The following is a 19,810-nucleotide window of genomic DNA, read 5'->3' as shown; positions in this document are numbered from 1 at the left end:
GCACCATTTAACCATACTGGCACCGGGGCACCTCCTCCACATAATAAGAGAACGGGATGAACGCAAGGGAGCGTTTACCCCGTTCTCAACTTGTTATTGAATGATATTGTTATCCGGATCTTTAACTCCGGCTTTCATGGCGTCCGTTACCGTGATACCTTCATCGGCAGCCGCCTTCAGGTTCAGAATCAGATCCAGCTTGTCCGGCTTCGTCACTTTCATCTCGCCCGGATTTTTACCCTTCAGGATTTCAGCGGCCATTTGGCCTACTTGGTATCCATGGTCGTAGTATTTGAAGCCTACAGTAGCAAAAGCGCCTTTCTCAACCGTATCGCGGTCACTGGAGAAGAACGGGATATGGTTTTGCTTCGCCAATTGCAATAGCGCGTCTACGCCGGATACGACTACGTTATCAAGCGTGATGTACATGGCGTCTACTTTACCGATCAGCGATTCACCGGCTTGTTTTACTTCGGAAGTGTTTGTAACCGGTGCCTCGATCAATTCGATGTTGTGTTTAGCAAGTGCTTCTTTAGCGGTAGCAGCCATAACAACCGCGTTGCTCTCGCCTTTGTTGATAACCAAGCCAACCTTCTTCACGTTAGGGAAATTAGCTGCAATGAAATCCATCAGCTGTACGGCCGCATCTGGATTCGTATCGGAAGCGCCAGTTACGTTGCCTCCGGGAGCATCCAGATCGGAAACCAGATCAGCGGAAAGCGGATCCGTTACGGCTGCGAACAATACCGGACCCTTGTTGCCCGCATTCGTGTAGGCTTGCACAAGCGCCTGTGCCGATGGAGTTGCGATACCAAGAGCCAGATCGGCTTTTGCGCCGGCGATTTTTTGAGCGATCGACAGGTTATTCGTTTGATCGCCTTGCGCGGTGTTAAAGTCTACCGTCAAATTATCCCCTTCAACAAAACCGGCATCCTTCAACGCTGCAAGAAAACCTTCCTTCGTTGCGTCGAGCGAAGGATGTTCAACAATCTGAGAAATCGAGATCTTATACGATTTCTTCGCATCCGAATTAGCTGCGTTTGCGGCGTTGCCGGAGCTGCTGTTTTCGTTGTTGCTTTTGCCACTGTTTCCACATGCTGCTGTAACGAGCAAAAGTACTAAAGCAAGCGGTACCAACCATTTCTTTTTCATTTCTAGTTTGCCCCTCCCAGTTGGATATTTGTCTGAATACTTCGAATAACGTCGATAGACGCTTATCCATTAATTCTAATGGCATGTAAAGATATACGTCAATGGTGGGTTTTATCTGGAAATTAAAAAACCCTCTGCCGAGGCAGAGGGTTTCTTAAAGCGCGGCTAATGCCGCACCTAATTATTTTTGGATAGTTGCAACAGCGCCAGCGCCTACAGTACGGCCGCCTTCACGGATGGAGAAACGAGTTCCTTCTTCAACCGCGATTGGAGCGATCAGTTCTACAGTAACTGTGATGTTGTCGCCAGGCATAACCATTTCTGTACCTTCTGGCAGGTTGATGATACCTGTTACGTCAGTTGTACGGAAATAGAATTGTGGACGGTAACCAGTGAAGAAAGGCTTATGACGGCCACCCTCTTCTTTAGTCAGAACGTAGATTTGAGCAGTGAAGTTAGTGTGTGGTTTAACCGAAGCCGGTTTAGCCAGTACTTGACCACGCTCGATGTCTTTACGGTCTACACCACGAAGCAGTGCGCCGATGTTGTCGCCCGCTTGAGCGGAATCCATCAGTTTACGGAACATTTCTACGCCCGTAACAACGGATTTGCGAGTTTCTTCAGCCAGACCAACGATTTCAACCTCGTCGCCAACTTTAACCACACCACGGTCGATACGGCCAGTAGCAACTGTACCGCGGCCAGTGATTGTGAATACGTCCTCGACAGGCATCAGGAAAGGCTTAGCTGTGTCGCGCTCAGGAGTTGGGATGTAAGTGTCAACTTGTTCGAACAGTTCAACGATTTTGTCAGCCCAAGGACCATCTGGGTTTTGCAGAGCTTCACGAGCTGCACCACGGATGATTGGAGTGTCGTCGCCTGGGAACTCGTACTCGTTAAGAAGGTCGCGAACTTCCATCTCAACCAGTTCAAGAAGCTCTTCGTCTTCAACCATGTCGCATTTGTTCAGGAATACAACGATGTAAGGTACGCCTACTTGGCGGGACAGAAGGATGTGCTCGCGAGTTTGCGGCATAGGGCCGTCAGCTGCGGATACAACCAGGATAGCGCCGTCCATTTGAGCAGCACCAGTGATCATGTTTTTAACGTAGTCGGCGTGACCTGGGCAGTCAACGTGAGCATAGTGACGGTTAGGAGTCTCATACTCAACGTGAGCTGTCGAGATCGTGATACCGCGCTCGCGCTCTTCAGGAGCTTTGTCGATTTGGTCGAAAGCGATTGCCGCGCCACCGTATTTTTTGGAAAGTACAGTAGTGATAGCAGCAGTCAAAGTAGTTTTACCATGGTCGACGTGACCGATAGTACCGATATTTACGTGCGGTTTATTACGTTCAAATTTAGCCTTTGCCATTGAACTTAATCCTCCTTAATATAACTGAAATTTTATGTGTGGGCCAAACACAAATGCCTAAAGGTATTTGTGCCCGGCCTTGCATACCAAAGGTATGAATTTAAGGGCTTAAAAATTAAGCGCCTTTGTTTTTCGCGATAATCTCTTCCGAGATCGAACGTGGTACTTCTTCATAGTGCGAGAGCTCCATGGAGAATACGCCACGGCCTTGCGTACCGGAACGAAGAGTTGTGGAGTAACCGAACATCTCTGCAAGAGGTACCTTAGCACGGATGATTTGTGCGCCTGCACGAGTATCCATACCTTCGATACGACCGCGACGGGAGTTCAGCATGCCCATAACGTCGCCCATGTACTCTTCTGGTACTGTAACTTCAACCTTCATGATTGGCTCAAGAAGAACTGGGTTACATTTTTCCTTAGCAGCTTTAAGCGCCATGGAACCAGCGATTTTGAACGCCATCTCCGAGGAGTCAACGTCATGGTACGATCCGTCGAATACAGTTGCTTTAACATCAACGAGCGGGAAGCCAGCGAGTACGCCGTTCTTCATCGACTCTTCGATACCAGCTTGGATTGGAGCGATAAATTCACGAGGAATCGATCCACCAACAACTTTATTCTCGAATACGAAGCCTTGACCTGGCTCTTGCGGAGTGAATTCAACCCAACAATGACCATATTGACCTTTACCGCCGGACTGACGAACGAATTTACCTTCAACTTTAGCCGCAGTACGGAACGTCTCGCGGTAAGCTACTTGAGGTTTACCAACGTTAGTCTCAACTTTGAATTCGCGAAGCATACGGTCAACCAGGATTTCAAGGTGAAGCTCACCCATACCGGAGATGATCGTTTGGTTCGTTTCTTCATCCGTGTGAGCACGGAACGTTGGATCTTCTTCAGCCAGTTTGGAGATTGCGATACCAAGCTTGTCTTGGTCAGCTTTCGTTTTTGGTTCGATAGCTACCGAGATAACCGGCTCAGGGAAGTTCATCGATTCAAGAATGATCGGGTTCTTCTCATCGCACAGCGTGTCGCCTGTAATGGTATCTTTCAGACCTACTGCAGCAGCGATATCGCCGGAGTAAACTTCCGAAATCTCTTGACGGCTGTTCGCATGCATCTGCAGGATACGTCCGATCCGCTCACGTTTGTTCTTAGTTGCGTTAAGAACATACGAACCGGACTTCAGGATACCCGAGTATACACGGAAGAACGTCAATTTACCAACGTAAGGGTCAGTCATGATTTTGAACGCGAGTGCCGCGAACGGCTCTTCGTCGGAAGAATGACGTACCGACTCTTCGCCGTCTTCGAGTGTACCTTTGATAGCAGGTACGTCGAGCGGGGATGGCAGGTAGTCTACTACTGCGTCCAGCATCATTTGAACACCTTTGTTACGGTACGAGGAACCTGCGATAACCGGGAAGATCTTAACTTCACAAACGCCTTTGCGAAGCGCTGCTTTAATTTCTGGAATCGTAATTTCTTCGCCTTCCAGATATTTCATAGTCAATTCTTCGTCCAGCTCGGCTACCTTTTCGATCAGCTCCGTGCGAAGCTCTTCTACTTGGTCAACCAACTCGGCAGGAATCTCAACTTGCTCAGGATCTCTTCCGAGATCGTCTTTGTACTTGTAAGCTACGCGTTCGATAATGTCGACAACGCCGAGGAAATCACTCTCAGCGCCGATCGGCAATTGAATCGCGACAGCATTCGCCTGCAGACGCTCGCGCATGTCTTTAACAACATTTAGGAAGTCTGCACCGATGATGTCCATCTTGTTGATGTAGGCGATCCGTGGAACGCCGTAACGGTCAGCTTGACGCCATACCGTTTCAGACTGTGGCTCAACGCCTTCTTTGGCACTGAATACGCCAACGGCCCCATCCAATACGCGCAGGGAACGTTCAACTTCTACTGTGAAGTCAACGTGCCCCGGGGTGTCGATAATATTGATGCGGTTGCCTTTCCATTGAGCAGTAGTCGCGGCAGACGTAATTGTGATACCGCGCTCTTGCTCTTGCTCCATCCAGTCCATCGTTGCAGCGCCTTCATGCACTTCACCGATTTTATGAGTACGGCCTGTATAGAACAAGATACGCTCAGTGGTTGTTGTTTTACCAGCATCGATATGCGCCATGATCCCGATGTTACGCGTATTATTCAAGGAGAACTCTCTAGACATGAATTTGTCTCCTCTCGTGTTTTGAGTTAAACTCAAACATTTTGGTTAGAATCCTACCAACGGTAGTGAGCAAACGCTTTGTTCGCTTCTGCCATTTTGTGTGTGTCTTCGCGCTTCTTCACGGATGCGCCAGTGTTGTTCGATGCGTCCATGATTTCAGCTGCCAGACGCTCTTCCATCGTTTTTTCGCCGCGGTTACGCGAATAGTTCACGAGCCAACGGAGACCAAGCGATGTACGACGCTCTGGTTTAACTTCAACCGGTACTTGGTAGTTAGAACCGCCGACACGACGAGCTTTAACCTCGAGTACAGGCATGATGTTTTTCAACGCTTCTTCGAACACTTCCATTGGATCTTTACCCGTGCGTTCTTGGATCAGCGTGAAAGCATCATACAACAGCGTTTGAGCAACGCCGCGTTTGCCGTCGATCATGATGCGGTTGATAAGGCGGGTAACCAGTTTGCTATTGTAAACCGGATCCGGCAATACGTCGCGTTTTGTAACAGGACCTTTGCGTGGCATGAGAAAGTCCCCCTTTCTTAGTTAGTCGCAATATCCGAATATTTATCCGAACTAGTTGCTAATATTATTTTTTAACTTTAGGACGTTTAGTACCGTATTTCGAACGAGCTTGGTTACGGTTGTTAACACCCGCAGTATCCAATGCGCCGCGAACGATATGGTAACGTACACCCGGAAGGTCTTTTACGCGTCCACCACGGATCAATACAACGCTGTGTTCTTGCAGGTTGTGACCGATACCTGGAATGTACGCCGTTACTTCTACGCGGTTCGTCAAACGTACGCGCGCGTATTTACGAAGTGCGGAGTTCGGTTTCTTCGGAGTCATTGTACCTACACGAGTGCACACACCGCGTTTTTGCGGAGCGCTGATGTTCGTTGCTTCACGTTTCAAGGCGTTAAAACCTCTTTGCAAAGCAGGCGATTTGGATTTTACGACTTTAGCTTGGCGGCCTTTGCGGACCAGCTGGTTAATTGTTGGCATGTTGCCACCCCCTTCCCATGATTATGTCTTATTAATGGCAAGACATTTTACCCAATTAATTAAGCCCACAGATCCAGGCGGTTCATAAAAGAACAAATAAAAATTTCTGTCAGCCCATCATCTTTCAATTCTGCACCAACAAAAATAGAGTCTACTTTATTCTTCATCAAGTATGAGCGCTGCCATAGCGGCTCCGACATCAATCCCGCAGGTTTCCCCGAGTTCTTGCATCGTATCTATCCACTTGACCGGAACACTCAACCGCTCGCACAGATGAACGATCTTCTCTCTCATCCGCGGATCTGCATCACGAGCCACATAGACTTCGATAGCTTTACTCTGTTCAAGCATCTTAGTCGTCTGTTTCGCGCCAACCTTAAACTGCATGAAATCACCTTTCCTTTTGCGGTAGAGCGATCATACAATTAGGCACACTTCGATATAGTATCACTTACAACTAGAAGTGTCAAGCTGTAATGTACTCTGTCCGATTGCAAAGTTTTGGTTAACTCATTTACACGGTTAAAGGTAAGGCCCATCAATTATTATACATGTAAAAGAGCGGGCATCAACAGGGAAGACCAACCATCCCTGCCGAATGCCGCGCTCTCCTCATCTATTGCAACAATATGCGGTTCCTATTCGATCGTTACGGGTTCGGATTCCAATTCGCCTTCTGCAGTTGCTTCCGGCTCGTCTTCAAGGCCTACCAGCTTGATGCTGCGGTAACGGTTCATACCCGTACCAGCTGGGATCAGCTTACCGATAATAACGTTCTCTTTCAGGCCTAACAATTGGTCGACTTTGCCTTTGATAGCAGCGTCGGTCAGGACGCGGGTCGTTTCTTGGAACGATGCCGCGGACAAGAACGAATCTGTCTCAAGGGACGCCTTCGTAATACCAAGCAATACCGGCTTCGCAACCGCAGGCTCGAGACCCGCAAAGATCGCTTCGCGGTTAGCCGCTTCGTATTCGTGGATGTCAACAAATGCGCCTGGAAGAAGCGTAGTGTCGCCTGCGTCGACAATACGGATTTTGCGAAGCATTTGCTTAACCATAACCTCAACGTGCTTGTCGTTGATTTCTACGCCTTGGTTACGGTATACGCGCTGTACTTCTTGCAAAATGTAGTTTTGCACGCCGCGGATACCTTTAATGCGCAGCATATCTTTAGGGTCGATCGAACCGTCTGTAAGCTCGTCGCCTGCTTCGATTTGCTGGCCTTCGGTTACGCGGATACGCGAGCCGTACGTAATCGCGTAGACTTTCGTTTCCGCTTCGCCTTGCACTTCGATTTCGCGGCGGTCTTTCGCCTCGCGAATTTCTTTAACTACACCGTCGAGCTCGGTAATGATCGCTTGACCTTTCGGATTACGCGCCTCGAAAAGCTCCTGGATACGCGGCAAACCTTGCGTAATATCGTCGCCGGCAACGCCGCCGGTATGGAATGTACGCATCGTCAGCTGTGTTCCCGGTTCGCCGATGGATTGCGCAGCGATAATGCCAACCGCTTCGCCGATCTCTACGTGCTTGCCAGTCGCCAAGTTACGGCCATAGCATACTTTACATACGCCATGACGCGCGCGACAGCTAAGAACGGAACGGATTTGAAGCTTCTCGATACCTGCATCGATAATCGCATCGGCTTTGCCGGAGTCGATCAGCTCGCTTTTCTTAACGATAACCTCACCCGTTTTCGGATGACGAATCGTTTCGAACGAGTAACGGCCTTCGATACGGTCGTACAGATCCTCGATAACCTCTTTGCCGTCTTGAATTTTGCTAACCGTAAAGCCTTTGTCGGTACCGCAATCGTCTTCGCGGACGATAACGTCCTGCGCAACGTCTACGAGACGACGGGTCAAGTAACCCGAGTCAGCTGTACGAAGCGCCGTATCGGCCAGACCTTTACGCGCACCGTGCGTCGAGATGAAGTACTCGAGGACGGTAAGGCCTTCACGGAAGTTCGATTTGATTGGCAACTCGATGATACGGCCGGACGGGTTCGCCATCAGACCGCGCATACCGCCAAGCTGGGCGATCTGCGATTTGTTACCCCGTGCTTTGGAGTCCACCATGAGCATGATGGAATTGTAACGGTCCATCGATTTCATGAGGATATCGGTAATTTGGTCTTTCGATTTGCTCCAAATTTCGATAACACGGTCATAACGTTCGTCGTTTGTAATCAGACCGCGACGGTACTGATTCATAACGACTGCTACTTTAGCATCCGATTCCTTCAGAATCTCGACTTTTTCCTCCGGAACGACAACGTCCGCTACCGCAACGGTAATGCCGGCACGGGTGGAGTACGTAAAGCCAAGCTGCTTGATCCGGTCAAGAATAACCGATGTCAAAGTTGTATGGTAGATACGGAAACACTCGCCGATGATGTTGCCGAGATACTCCTTGCCGACACCGCCGGCAATTGGCAACTCATTCATGATTTTGTTCAAGTCGCTGCCTTTTTCATAAACAAAATACTTATCCGGCGTACCTTGCAGCAAGTTCACTTTGGAAGCTTCGTTGATGTAAGGGAAATCCTCCGGGAAGATTTCGTTGAAAATGACTTTACCGACAGTCGTACAAATCAGGGAGTTCTGCTGCTGCTCCGTAAAGATGGTTTTCTTCAGTACTTTAGCAGGCACGAATACGCGCGCATGAAGCGATACAATACCGCGTTGATACGCGGAAATTGCTTCGTTCACGGTAGCGAACACCGAGCCGGAGCCTTTTGCTTCTTTGTTGTCCATCGTCAAGTAGTATGATCCGAGAACCATATCCTGGGATGGCGTAACAACCGGCTTGCCGTCTTTCGGGTTCAAAATGTTGCCCGATGCGAGCATCAGGAGTCGTGCTTCGGCTTGTGCCTCTGCCGACAACGGTACGTGAACGGCCATTTGGTCACCGTCGAAGTCCGCGTTATAAGCGGTACATACGAGCGGGTGAAGCTTAATGGCGCGGCCTTCAACCAGAATCGGTTCGAACGCCTGGATACCGAGACGGTGAAGCGTAGGGGCACGGTTAAGAAGAACCGGATGCTCCTTGATGACTTCTTCAAGAACGTCCCAAACTTCCGGGCTTACGCGTTCAACTTTGCGTTTTGCGCTCTTGATATTGTGAGCCAGACCTTTATTCACAAGCTCTTTCATAACGAAAGGCTTGAACAGCTCCAGCGCCATTTCTTTCGGAAGACCGCACTGGAACATTTTCAGGTTTGGACCTACGACGATAACGGAACGACCAGAGTAGTCAACCCGTTTACCGAGCAAGTTCTGACGGAAACGGCCTTGTTTACCTTTCAGCATGTGGCTGAGAGATTTCAAAGGACGATTGCCCGGGCCTGTTACCGGACGGCCGCGACGGCCGTTATCGATGAGAGCGTCAACGGCTTCTTGCAGCATGCGCTTCTCGTTCTGAACGATAATGTCCGGAGCGCCCAGGTCAAGCAAGCGTTTCAAACGGTTGTTACGGTTGATAACGCGGCGGTACAGGTCGTTCAGGTCAGACGTTGCAAAACGTCCGCCGTCCAGCTGCACCATCGGACGAAGCTCTGGCGGAATAACCGGAAGCACGTCGAGAATCATCCATTCCGGCTCATTGCCGGAGTTACGGAAGGCTTCGATGACTTCAAGACGCTTAATCGCACGATTGCGTCGTTGGCCTTGGGCCGTACGCAATTCTTCTTTCAGTGTCTCCAGTTCTTTCTCTACATCGATGTCCTGAAGCAATTTCTTAACGGCTTCGGCACCCATGCTCGCTTGGAAGCCATAACCGTATTTTTCACGGTAGCTGCGGTATTCTTTCTCCGACAGCAGCTGTTTTTTCTCAAGCGGCGTATCACCTGGATCGGTCACAACATAGGATGCAAAATAAATGATCTCCTCGAGGGAACGAGGCGACATATCAAGCGCAAGGCCCATACGGCTTGGAATGCCTTTAAAGTACCAGATATGAGATACTGGAGCAGCAAGCTCGATATGGCCCATACGCTCGCGGCGTACTTTCGCGCGTGTAACTTCAACGCCGCAGCGGTCGCAGACAACGCCTTTATAACGAACGCGTTTGTATTTACCGCAATGACATTCCCAGTCTTTTGTAGGCCCGAAGATCTTTTCGCAGAAAAGACCCTCTTTCTCCGGTTTTAACGTCCTATAGTTGATCGTCTCCGGTTTTTTGACTTCTCCGCGGGACCAAGAGCGAATTTTATCAGGCGAGGCAAGCCCGATTTTCATATACTCGAAGTTGTTCACGTCCAACAAGGAGCAACCCTCCTTCGTCATGTATGGCTATGTCGTACAAATTGGCGGCTGCACGCCCTCCGGTTAAGAAGGACGAGCAGCCTTTTATTCAAAGCTTATTCAGCGCCGGCTTCGGCACCTTCTAAGTTGAGGTTAAGCTTATCGCTTGTTCCGTCATCTTCGTCATCGATTTCTTTCATTTCGATCTCTTCTTCATTCTCGGTAAGGATCTTGACGTCCATACCAAGGGACTGAAGCTCTTTGATCAATACCTTGAACGATTCTGGAACGCCTGGCTCCGGAACGTTCTCGCCCTTCACGATCGATTCGTACGTCTTCACGCGGCCGACCACGTCGTCGGATTTGACCGTAAGAATCTCTTGAAGCGTGTAGGCTGCGCCATAGGCCTCAAGCGCCCAAACCTCCATCTCGCCGAAGCGCTGGCCGCCGAATTGAGCTTTACCGCCCAGAGGCTGCTGCGTAACGAGAGAGTAAGGACCCGTCGAGCGGGCATGGATTTTATCGTCGACCATGTGCGCCAGTTTGATCATGTACATGACGCCAACCGTAACTTCGCGTTCAAACGATTCGCCCGTACGTCCATCGTACAGAATCGTTTTACCGTTGCGCTGCATGCCGGCTTCTTCCATCGTATCGAATACGTCATACTCGCGCGCGCCGTCGAATACCGGCGTTGCGGCATGAAGACCAAGACGCTTACAAGCCATACCAAGATGGACTTCGAGTACCTGACCGATGTTCATCCGCGATGGTACGCCGAGCGGGTTCAACACGACTTCGACCGGCGTGCCGTCTGGCAAGAACGGCATATCTTCCTCCGGCATAATGCGGGCGATAACCCCTTTATTACCGTGGCGTCCTGCCATTTTGTCGCCTTCGGAAATTTTACGTTTTTGAGCAATATATACACGAACCAGCTGATTCACGCCCGGTGGAAGCTCATCGCCGTTCTCGCGGGTAAATACTTTAACGTCTACGACGATACCGTCGGTACCATGCGGTACGCGAAGCGATGTATCGCGCACTTCACGAGCTTTCTCGCCAAAGATTGCGTGAAGAAGGCGCTCTTCCGCCGTCAGCTCCGTAACGCCTTTAGGAGTTACTTTACCAACGAGGATATCGCCGGCGCCGATCTCTGCACCAACGCGGATAATGCCGCGTTCGTCGAGGTTTTTCAGCGCTTCTTCGCCGACATTCGGAATGTCGCGCGTAATTTCTTCCGGTCCAAGCTTCGTATCGCGGGCTTCGGATTCGTATTCTTCAATGTGAATGGAGGTGTAAACATCCTCTTTCACCAGCTTCTCGCTAAGAAGAATCGCATCCTCGTAGTTGTAGCCTTCCCAAGTCATGAACGCAACGACAACGTTGCGGCCCAGCGCCAATTCGCCTTGCTCCGTAGAAGGACCGTCAGCGAGAATATCGCCTTTCTTGATCACTTCGCCTTTGCGCACAAGCGGACGTTGGTTAATACATGTTCCTTGGTTGGAACGCATAAACTTATGCAGCTTATGTTTCACGAGATCGCCAACCACTTGCTTGCCATCCAGCATTTCCGTACGGCGCAGCCAAATTTCGTTTGCCGATACTCGTTCAATAACACCGTCATATTTGGATACAATACATACACCGGAGTCTTTCGCCGATTTGTGTTCCATTCCCGTACCAACGAGTGGCGCTTTAGGAATAAGAAGCGGAACGGCCTGACGCTGCATGTTGGATCCCATGAGCGCACGGTTGGAGTCGTCATTTTCCAAGAACGGAATGAGCGCCGTCGCAACCGACACAACCTGCTTAGGCGATACGTCCATATAGTCAACGCGTTCGCTTGGCATGGTCAAGATGTTATCTGCTTGCTTATTGTAACGTACGATGACACTGTCATCGACAAATTTGCCTTCTTCCGTCAACTTCGCGTTCGCTTGCGCTACTACGTAGTTGTCTTCTTCGTCAGCCGTCAAATACGAGATTTGCTCGGTTACGATGCCCGTCTTCGGATCTACCCAACGATAAGGCGCTTCGATGAAGCCATACTCGTTAATGCGTGCAAACGTCGACAAGGAGTTGATCAGACCGATGTTCGGACCCTCCGGCGTTTCGATTGGACACATACGCCCGTAGTGGGAGTGATGGACGTCCCGCACTTCGAAGCCAGCGCGCTCACGCGTCAAACCGCCCGGACCGAGAGCAGACAAACGACGTTTGTGCGTCAGTTCCGCCAGCGGGTTCGTTTGGTCCATGAACTGCGAGAGCTGAGAGGAGCCGAAGAACTCTTTGATCGATGCGATTACAGGGCGAATGTTGATCAAGGCTTGAGGCGTAATCGCGTTAGCATCTTGAATCGACATTCTTTCGCGCACAACGCGCTCCATACGGGAAAGACCGATACGGAATTGATTCTGAAGCAGTTCGCCTACAGAACGCAGACGACGGTTGCCCAGATGGTCGATATCGTCCGTATTGCCTACTCCGTGAAGGAGGTTGATGAAATAGTTGATGGACGAAATGATGTCCGCCGGCGTAATATGCTTAACGGATTTATCAATAACGCCATTGGAGATGACTTTGATAACCTTTGCGTCGTCAAGCGGCGAGTATACACTGATCGCTTGAAGTGGAATGCTATCAGCATCCAGCACACCATTAGCAACATGGTAGGTTTTGAAGCCGACGTTCTTCTCCAGCTTGTCGAGGATCTCGTCCAGCAGGCGGCGGTCAATCATTTGGCCAGCTTCCGCGATAATCTCGCCCGTACCCGGATCAACCAGCGTCTCAGCAAGACGTTGGTTAAACAGTCGGTTCTTGATGTGAAGCTTTTTGTTTATTTTGTAACGGCCGACGTTAGCCAGGTCGTAACGCTTTGGATCAAAGAAACGAGCAACAAGCAAGCTCTTCGCATTGTCCAAAGTAGGCGGTTCGCCTGGACGAAGGCGTTCATAGATTTCAATTAACGCTTTCTCCGTCGAATCTGTGTTGTCTTTATCCAGCGTGTTGCGAATATACTCGTCATGGCCGAGCAATTCTAAGATCTCAGCGTCGGTTCCGAAACCAAGAGCGCGCAAAAGCACCGTCACCGGTATTTTCCGGGTCCGGTCAATACGAACGTAAATGATGTCCTTAGCATCCGTCTCAAGCTCGAGCCAAGCTCCGCGATTCGGAATTACCGTTGCCGTGTATGTTTTCTTCCCGTTCTTATCAACCTTCGTGCTGAAGTACACACTTGGGGATCGAACCAACTGGCTGACAATAACACGTTCCGCCCCGTTAATAATGAACGTACCGGTCTCTGTCATCAGCGGGAAGTCGCCCATGAACACTTCTTGTTCCTTCACTTCGCCGGTTTCTTTGTTGAAGAGCCGTACTTTAACGCGCAGTGGAGCAGCGTACGTCACATCGCGTTCCTTTGATTCATCGACCGAATATTTCGGTTCGCCCAAGCTATAGTCGATAAACTCAAGCGATAGATTGCCCGTAAAGTCCTGAATCGGCGAAATATCCTGGAACAACTCAAGCAAGTCGTTATCCAAGAATTTTTCGTACGATTTTTGTTGGATTTCAATCAGGTTCGGGACTTCCAGCACCTCGTTGATCCGGGCGTAACTTCTCCGCGTGCGCCGACCATACTGAACAAGTTGTCCTGCCAACTTAACCTCACCCCTCATGTCTGTCTCACAGCATCGATATCTACTGCGTCACTACTTTAAATAAAGAAAAGCCCTTATCGAATAGTTCGAAAAAAGAGCGTGTTCCGGCAGCCAACCAAACGCAGCGCGGCGCGATGGTTCCATATCAAGTAATTTTGCCCAAAATGTAAACATTATACGTCAAATGTGCAAGAAATATGCATTCCGCGCCAAAATTCGCACTTGACATTTTAGTTAGCTAAAGAGATTGAGCCCAATTTAATGCTGACATTTAATAATACTATCATATCTGAAAAGTCAAGTCAAGAAAATCAAGCCATAGATTTTGTTGCTAAAAATATCCGATAGCCTTTTTCCTTCGTTACTTCTTCCACATCGCCAAACAGCGCTTCCAGCTTGGCCTCCGCTGAAGGTGCGCCCTGCTTCTTCTGAATAACGACCCACATCTTGCCGCCGGGATTTAATAGGTTGTACCCCTCTTCAAAAATACGATGGACGACCTGTTTGCCTGCCCTGATAGGAGGGTTGGTCAAGATCACATCGTAACGGTTATCCTTCACCGATTCATAGATATCGCTTTGGACAACCGTAACATTCGTAATGCCGTTAAGCTTTGCATTCTCTTTCGACAGTTCAACCGCACGTTCATTAATGTCGATCATGGTTACATGCCCCTCCGGCGCAAGCTTAGCCGCGGTTAATCCGATGGGCCCGTAACCGCACCCGACATCAAGCACTCTAGCAGACGGCTCCAGAACGAGCGCATCCAGCAGCACGCGGCTGCCATAATCGACGCCAGATTTCGAGAATACGCCAGCATCCGTCACAAACCGCAGAGCGAATCCCCGAAGCTTTGCTTCATGCACTTGCCTATCATGCTTCACTCCCGGCGTTTGGGAGTAATAGTGGTCCGACATTCTTTTGGCCTCCTGCCTCTTGAGCTACAAGTCTTGAACATGCAACGAACCCCTTGAAACGTGACGTTTCAAGGGGCCCGTTATTATAGCTTGAAGCGAAATTACTTCACTTCTACAGCAGCGCCAGCTTCTTCAAGCTTAGCTTTAACCGCTTCTGCTTCTTCTTTGCCAACTTTTTCTTTGATTGGTTTAGGAGCGCCGTCAACCAGGTCTTTAGCTTCTTTCAGGCCCAGACCAGTGATTTCGCGAACCACTTTGATTACGTTGATTTTGGAAGCGCCAGCGTTGTTAAGGATAACGTCGAATTCAGTTTGCTCAGCAACTTCTGCTGCGCCGCCTGCTACTACTGCAACTGGTGCAGCAGCTGTAACGCCGAATTCTTCTTCGATTGCTTTAACAAGATCGTTCAGTTCAAGAACAGTCATAACTTTGATTGCTTCTAAGATTTGCTCTTTAGACATGGTTATACCTCCGAAAGTGGTTGATTTTTTTTGGTTTTACGCCGCCTTCCGGGGAAGGTCGGCTGTTCGTTTACATAAACGACGGTTTAACTTAAGCTTGTGCTTCTTTTTGCTCGCCGACTGCTTTAACCGCAAGCGCGAAGTTGCGCATTGGAGCTTGCAGGACGCTGAGGAGCATGGAGAGCAAGCCTTCGCGGGACGGAAGTTCCGCCAGTGCTTTAATCTCTTGCGCACCTACTACTTTACCTTCAACAACGCCGCCTTTAAGTTTCAGGGCGTCGTTCTTTTTAGCGAAATCGTTCAAGATTTTCGCTGGTGCTACAGCATCGTTCACGCTGAAAGCAATGGCTGTAGGACCAACCAGAATGCTGTTCAGATCGGACAATTCCGCAGCTTCAGTCGCACGGCGAACGAGCGAGTTTTTCAGAACTTGGAACTCAACACCTGCTTCACGCAGTTGTTTACGAAGTTCAGTTACTTGCGCAACGTTCAATCCGCGGTAGTCAGCAACAACAGTGCTGGAGCTCTCACGAAGCTTCGCTGTGATTTCTTCAACCGCTTGTTGTTTCTCTTGGATGATTTTAACGTTAGCCAAACTGTACACCTCCTGTAATAGTTGTACATCCCGTTTATATGACGAGCTTCCTAAAGCCTAGGGTGCATGAGAAAGGCCTCCACAGCGACTGCGAAGGCCATGATATATCGCTGCCGTGAAGTTAATCACGCGCAAGCTGTATTTATCATAACACCTCGGTAGGAAATTAAGCCTTGCGGCACCTACTGTCTACGGTATGCGTATTCGAATTTAATTTCCGTTCTCGTGAAACTTAGCGGTAAGCCGCTACGTTGACGCGAGCGCCAGGGCCCATTGTCGAAGAAACGGAGATGTTTTTCAGGTAAACCCCTTTAGCTGCTGCCGGTTTAGCACGGTTCAGAGCATCGATCAGAGACTTAAGGTTTTCGTTAAGTTTTTCTGCGTCGAAGGAAACCTTGCCGATAGGAGCATGGATTTGACCTGCTTTATCAAGACGGTATTCGATTTTACCAGCTTTGATTTCTTGAACAGCTTTAGTAACGTCGAATGTTACCGTACCCGCTTTAGGGTTAGGCATAAGGCCTTTACCGCCGAGGATACGACCCAGTTTACCAACTTCAGCCATCATGTCCGGCGTAGCTACGCAGACGTCGAATTCGAACCAGCCTTGTTGGATTTTGTTGATCATGTCGGAATCGCCAACGAAATCAGCGCCAGCAGCTTCAGCTTCTTTTGCTTTATCGCCTTTCGCGAATACCAGAACACGTTTTGTTTTACCAGTACCATGCGGAAGTACAACAACGCCACGAACCGCTTGGTCTTGTTTACGAGGGTCAACGCCCAGACGCACAGCTACTTCAACGGACTCGTCGAATTTCGCTGTAGCGGCTTTCTTCACAAGCTCGATTGCTTCCAAAGACTCGTAAGTAGCTTCGCTGTTAATCAGCTTAGCAGCTTCTACATACTTTTTGCCGTGTTTAGCCATTTGAGTTTTCCTCCTTTGTGGTTGTAGCGGAAAATTCCCCTATTGGGACTCCTCCCACTTAAACGAAGCGCAATGCTTCGCCGGGCTGCGCCTGTTCGGCTGCCCATGTGATAACCGACCGCAAGCGGTCAGTCACACAATTAGTCAACGATTGTAACACCCATGCTGCGTGCAGTACCTTCAATCATAAGCATCGCTGCCTCAACGGAAGCTGCATTCAGGTCAGGCATTTTTTGCTCGGCGATTTCACGAACTTTCGAACGTTTAACCGTAGCAACTTTCTTTTTGTTTGGTTCACCGGAACCTTTTTCGATACCTGCCGCAACGCGGAGCAATACTGCTGCCGGTGGAGTTTTCGTTTCGAAAGTGAAGGAACGGTCTTCAAACACTGTGATAACAACCGGGATAATCAATCCCGCTTGATCTGCAGTACGAGCATTGAATTCTTTACAGAACGCCATAATGTTAACGCCTGCTTGACCAAGTGCCGGACCAATCGGCGGAGCCGGATTAGCTTTACCTGCAGGAACTTGCAGTTTGACCATTTTGATAACCTTTTTTGCCATGACTTACACCTCCTTACACAAGTAATTCCAAACTACGGAAACCGGATATTATTATATCTTCTCCACTTGAGTGTAGTCCAGCTCTAGCGGGGTCTCCCTGCCAAACATGTTGACATGTACCTTAAGCTTGGATTTGTCGAGCAGAATTTCTTCTACCGTACCAACGAAATCCGCAAAAGGACCTACTTTGACGCGCACGGTTTCCTTCAGGTCGAATTCAATCTTCGGCTTAGGCTCTTCCATGCCCATGTGCTTCAGAATTTGTTCTACTTCGTCCGGCATAAGCGCGATTGGCTTGGAACCGGAACCCGTTGACCCTACAAATCCTGTGACGCCCGGCGTATTGCGAACAACATACCATGAATCGTCAGTTTGAACCATCTCCACTAGGACGTAGCCGGGGTAGACTTTACGTTGAACGGTCTTTTTCTTACCGTCCTTCTCTACCACTTCTTCTTCCATCGGAACCAGAACGCGAAAGATCTTATCTTCCATGCCCATCGATTCGAGGCGACGTTCCAAATTGGCCTTCACTTTGTTCTCATAACCGGCGTAAGTGTGTACGACATACCATCTTTTTTCCATTCCAATCCACCTTTGGACCCTTCTTAAACAATCAGTTCAACTAGAGACGAGATCCCGATGTCAAGAAGCCAAAAGTAAATCGTCACAAACGCGATCGTTAGAAGTACGACGATCGAATAGCTTGTCAACTCTTTACGGTTTGGCCAGCGAACCTTCTTAAGTTCTGCCCAGCTGTCGGCAAAGAAACTAAACGTTGTTCCGAAGCTTTGCTTCAGTTTAGCCAAAAATGCCACGTCAACACCTCCAATGACTATCTCGTCTCGCGATGAGGAGTCTGCTCGTTACAGAACTTGCAAAACTTCTTCAACTCGATGCGGTCGGGGTGATTGCGTTTGTTCTTGCTGCTCGCATAGTTTCTCTGTTTGCAGTTTGTGCATGCCAACGTGATTATTACCCGCATTGAATTACACCTCCCGAACTGCTAAATAACGGTTCACAACGCCATATGTATATGACATTGCAACTTCGGCCCCAATACAAAACAAAGCCTCACATCAAGGCCTACCTAAAACAATTTATCACACGGCCTATTCCAATGTCAATGGAAACATAGACTGGGCCATAGCGAATATTATGGAAATATGGCGACACCAGGACGCTCGTCTCTACCATTATCGTCACAATTCCCGCTTTTAAAACTTAAAATGAGCTGCCCTCCGCCTCCGGCCTGATAACCGGACGAGAGAACAGCTCATATCACTTCAGCACGTATTAAGTTTAATAGCTTATCCGCTAAGATCCCGAACTTCCAAGTAACGCTCAAGTTTGCGCTTTACGCGCTGCAGGGCATTGTCAATCGATTTGACATGTCTGTCGAGGTCAACGGCAATTTCCTGATACGATCTGCCGTCCAGATAGAGCATAAGCACCTTCCGCTCCAGATCGCTCAGAATCTCCGACATCTTGTCCTCAAGACCAACAAATTCTTCCTGATTAATGATAAGCTCCTCCGGATCGGAAACCCGGGTACCGCAAATCACGTCAAGAAGAGTACGGTCAGAATCTTCGTCGTAAATAGGCTTGTCCAAAGAAACATAAGAATTAAGCGGAATATGCTTCTGCCGGGTAGCCGTCTTTATCGCCGTAATAATCTGCCGCGTAATGCATAGCTCCGCAAAAGCTTTAAAGCTAGCAAGCTTGTCCCCTTTAAAGTCGCGGATAGATTTATAGAGTCCGATCATGCCTTCCTGCACGATATCTTCCCGGTCTGCCCCGATCAGGAAGTAAGAACGCGCCTTGGCACGGACAAAGTTCTTATATTTGTTGATCAAATATTCAAGAGCCAGACTGTCGCCGTTACGAACCGCTTCCACGATATCCTCGTCAGAACTGCAGTCATACTCAAGCGTACTCCATTTTTTGAGGTCGATGCTCACGAACTATCCCTCCGGCCTGCAAGGCGTACGCCGCTAGATTCATATGCAACCTATCTCCATGGCTTCCTGCCACAACGAATTTAAACAAGACAAAATAGCGATAAAACCGCCGTTCTCATCACTAAATATAGAGCCAGTATACATTATGTAATCTTACACCGTCAACCGATTTGCCGCTAGGATAGAGTCGTTTTAATAGAAATTCTGTAACTTTATGGATAAAAAATACGACTATTTGCCGCCGCGCCGAAGCCGCTCCAGCTTTGTGCGCACCTCAAGGCTGAGATTGCCGTCGAGCGTGTTGCGCTTGACCGGTATGTCCTCCCGCAAAGTCAGCTCGATTTGCTTTCGATTCTGCTGGATATTGATCAGCAGCTCGCGAGCCGATAACCGAAGAGCCCCCTTGCCAAAAGCGACATGCTGTTCGACGAGATCGGAAGTGGCGACAAATACATTGCGCCGTCTGGCCGTTAATTCGGTAACCAGCCGCTCAATGCATTCGTCCGCCGTTTCTTTCTCTTTCGTATAGACAATCGTCAGCTTATGATGCCGGTAAGTTGCGCCGAGTCCGGGCACTTGATGGGCATCAAAAACAACATACACCGTCATGCCCGAGAAGCCTTGGTAATCGGCCAGCATGTCAAGCAGCTTGTCCCGCGCTTCCTCCAGTTCGATCTCCTTCAGCTTCTCAAGCATGGGCCAGGCGCCGATCATATTATAGCCGTCCACCAGCAAAATATCATTGCGCCGATTCAT

18 protein-coding genes and 1 other annotated feature are annotated in these 19,810 nt (G+C 49.2%); all 18 genes read right to left on the bottom strand.

Annotation, left to right across the window (positions count from 1 at the left end):
- Positions 1–93: 93 nt before the first annotated feature.
- The 18 genes from EV294_RS28920 to EV294_RS28835 all read right to left on the bottom strand — a co-directional run bounded on the left by EV294_RS28920 (position 94) and on the right by EV294_RS28835 (position 19,810).
- Complete coding sequence (locus EV294_RS28920) at positions 94–1,152, bottom strand: ABC transporter substrate-binding protein (protein ID WP_132313324.1); 1,059 nt, start codon at positions 1,150–1,152, stop codon at positions 94–96.
- A 181-nt stretch (positions 1,153–1,333) separates the two neighbouring features.
- Positions 1,334–2,524 carry an elongation factor Tu gene (tuf, locus tag EV294_RS28915; protein WP_127497486.1) on the bottom strand — a complete coding sequence of 397 codons (1,191 nt, stop codon included), beginning with the start codon at positions 2,522–2,524 and terminating at the stop codon, positions 1,334–1,336.
- 115 nt (positions 2,525–2,639) lie between these two features.
- Positions 2,640–4,715 carry an elongation factor G gene (gene fusA, locus EV294_RS28910; RefSeq protein ID WP_132313322.1) on the bottom strand — a complete coding sequence of 692 codons (2,076 nt, stop codon included), beginning with the start codon at positions 4,713–4,715 and terminating at the stop codon, positions 2,640–2,642.
- Between the two features lie 53 nt (positions 4,716–4,768).
- Positions 4,769–5,239, bottom strand: coding sequence for a 30S ribosomal protein S7 (gene rpsG, locus EV294_RS28905; RefSeq protein ID WP_132313320.1), 471 nt, complete (start codon positions 5,237–5,239; stop codon positions 4,769–4,771).
- A gap of 64 nt (positions 5,240–5,303) precedes the next feature.
- On the bottom strand, positions 5,304–5,723 hold the full coding sequence (rpsL, locus tag EV294_RS28900; RefSeq protein ID WP_132313318.1) for a 30S ribosomal protein S12: 420 nt from the start codon (positions 5,721–5,723) through the stop codon (positions 5,304–5,306).
- Between the two features lie 156 nt (positions 5,724–5,879).
- The gene (locus EV294_RS28895; RefSeq protein WP_132313316.1) at positions 5,880–6,110 is read right to left on the bottom strand and encodes a ribosomal L7Ae/L30e/S12e/Gadd45 family protein; all 231 of its coding nucleotides are present in this window, start codon (positions 6,108–6,110) and stop codon (positions 5,880–5,882) included.
- A 251-nt stretch (positions 6,111–6,361) separates the two neighbouring features.
- On the bottom strand, positions 6,362–9,961 hold the full coding sequence (gene rpoC / locus EV294_RS28890) for a DNA-directed RNA polymerase subunit beta' (protein ID WP_481856100.1): 3,600 nt from the start codon (positions 9,959–9,961) through the stop codon (positions 6,362–6,364).
- 122 nt (positions 9,962–10,083) lie between these two features.
- The gene (gene rpoB / locus EV294_RS28885; RefSeq protein WP_127497477.1) at positions 10,084–13,647 is read right to left on the bottom strand and encodes a DNA-directed RNA polymerase subunit beta; all 3,564 of its coding nucleotides are present in this window, start codon (positions 13,645–13,647) and stop codon (positions 10,084–10,086) included.
- 293 nt (positions 13,648–13,940) lie between these two features.
- Entirely contained in the window at positions 13,941–14,546 is a 606-nt protein-coding gene (locus tag EV294_RS28880; protein ID WP_132313312.1) for a class I SAM-dependent methyltransferase, read from the bottom strand.
- A 101-nt stretch (positions 14,547–14,647) separates the two neighbouring features.
- A complete protein-coding gene (rplL, locus tag EV294_RS28875; RefSeq protein ID WP_127497473.1) occupies positions 14,648–15,007 on the bottom strand; it encodes a 50S ribosomal protein L7/L12 in 360 nt (119 codons plus the stop codon).
- A gap of 91 nt (positions 15,008–15,098) precedes the next feature.
- Positions 15,099–15,602: a 50S ribosomal protein L10 gene (rplJ, locus tag EV294_RS28870; RefSeq protein WP_015847237.1), complete on the bottom strand. Its 504-nt coding sequence runs from the start codon at positions 15,600–15,602 to the stop codon at positions 15,099–15,101.
- A gap of 60 nt (positions 15,603–15,662) precedes the next feature.
- Positions 15,663–15,815 (bottom strand) — a sequence feature (ribosomal protein L10 leader region).
- A 19-nt stretch (positions 15,816–15,834) separates the two neighbouring features.
- A complete protein-coding gene (gene rplA, locus EV294_RS28865) occupies positions 15,835–16,527 on the bottom strand; it encodes a 50S ribosomal protein L1 (protein WP_132313310.1) in 693 nt (230 codons plus the stop codon).
- A gap of 140 nt (positions 16,528–16,667) precedes the next feature.
- Positions 16,668–17,093: a 50S ribosomal protein L11 gene (gene rplK / locus EV294_RS28860; protein ID WP_015847239.1), complete on the bottom strand. Its 426-nt coding sequence runs from the start codon at positions 17,091–17,093 to the stop codon at positions 16,668–16,670.
- 51 nt (positions 17,094–17,144) lie between these two features.
- Positions 17,145–17,678 (bottom strand): transcription termination/antitermination protein NusG, encoded by a 534-nt coding sequence (gene nusG / locus EV294_RS28855; protein WP_015847240.1) that lies wholly within the window; start codon positions 17,676–17,678, stop codon positions 17,145–17,147.
- 23 nt (positions 17,679–17,701) lie between these two features.
- A complete protein-coding gene (gene secE, locus EV294_RS28850) occupies positions 17,702–17,911 on the bottom strand; it encodes a preprotein translocase subunit SecE (protein WP_091190672.1) in 210 nt (69 codons plus the stop codon).
- A 17-nt stretch (positions 17,912–17,928) separates the two neighbouring features.
- Complete coding sequence (gene rpmG, locus EV294_RS28845; protein ID WP_015847242.1) at positions 17,929–18,078, bottom strand: 50S ribosomal protein L33; 150 nt, start codon at positions 18,076–18,078, stop codon at positions 17,929–17,931.
- Between the two features lie 325 nt (positions 18,079–18,403).
- A complete protein-coding gene (sigH, locus tag EV294_RS28840) occupies positions 18,404–19,054 on the bottom strand; it encodes an RNA polymerase sporulation sigma factor SigH (protein ID WP_015847243.1) in 651 nt (216 codons plus the stop codon).
- Positions 19,055–19,285: 231 nt separating this feature from the next.
- Complete coding sequence (locus tag EV294_RS28835; protein ID WP_132313308.1) at positions 19,286–19,810, bottom strand: NYN domain-containing protein; 525 nt, start codon at positions 19,808–19,810, stop codon at positions 19,286–19,288.

Origin of the sequence: Paenibacillus sp. BK033 (assembly GCF_004345425.1) — a bacterium.
Lineage (GTDB): Bacteria > Bacillota > Bacilli > Paenibacillales > Paenibacillaceae > Pristimantibacillus.
Note: the sequence above shows the minus strand (reverse complement) of the source record. Positions and strands in the feature narration are given on the sequence as shown.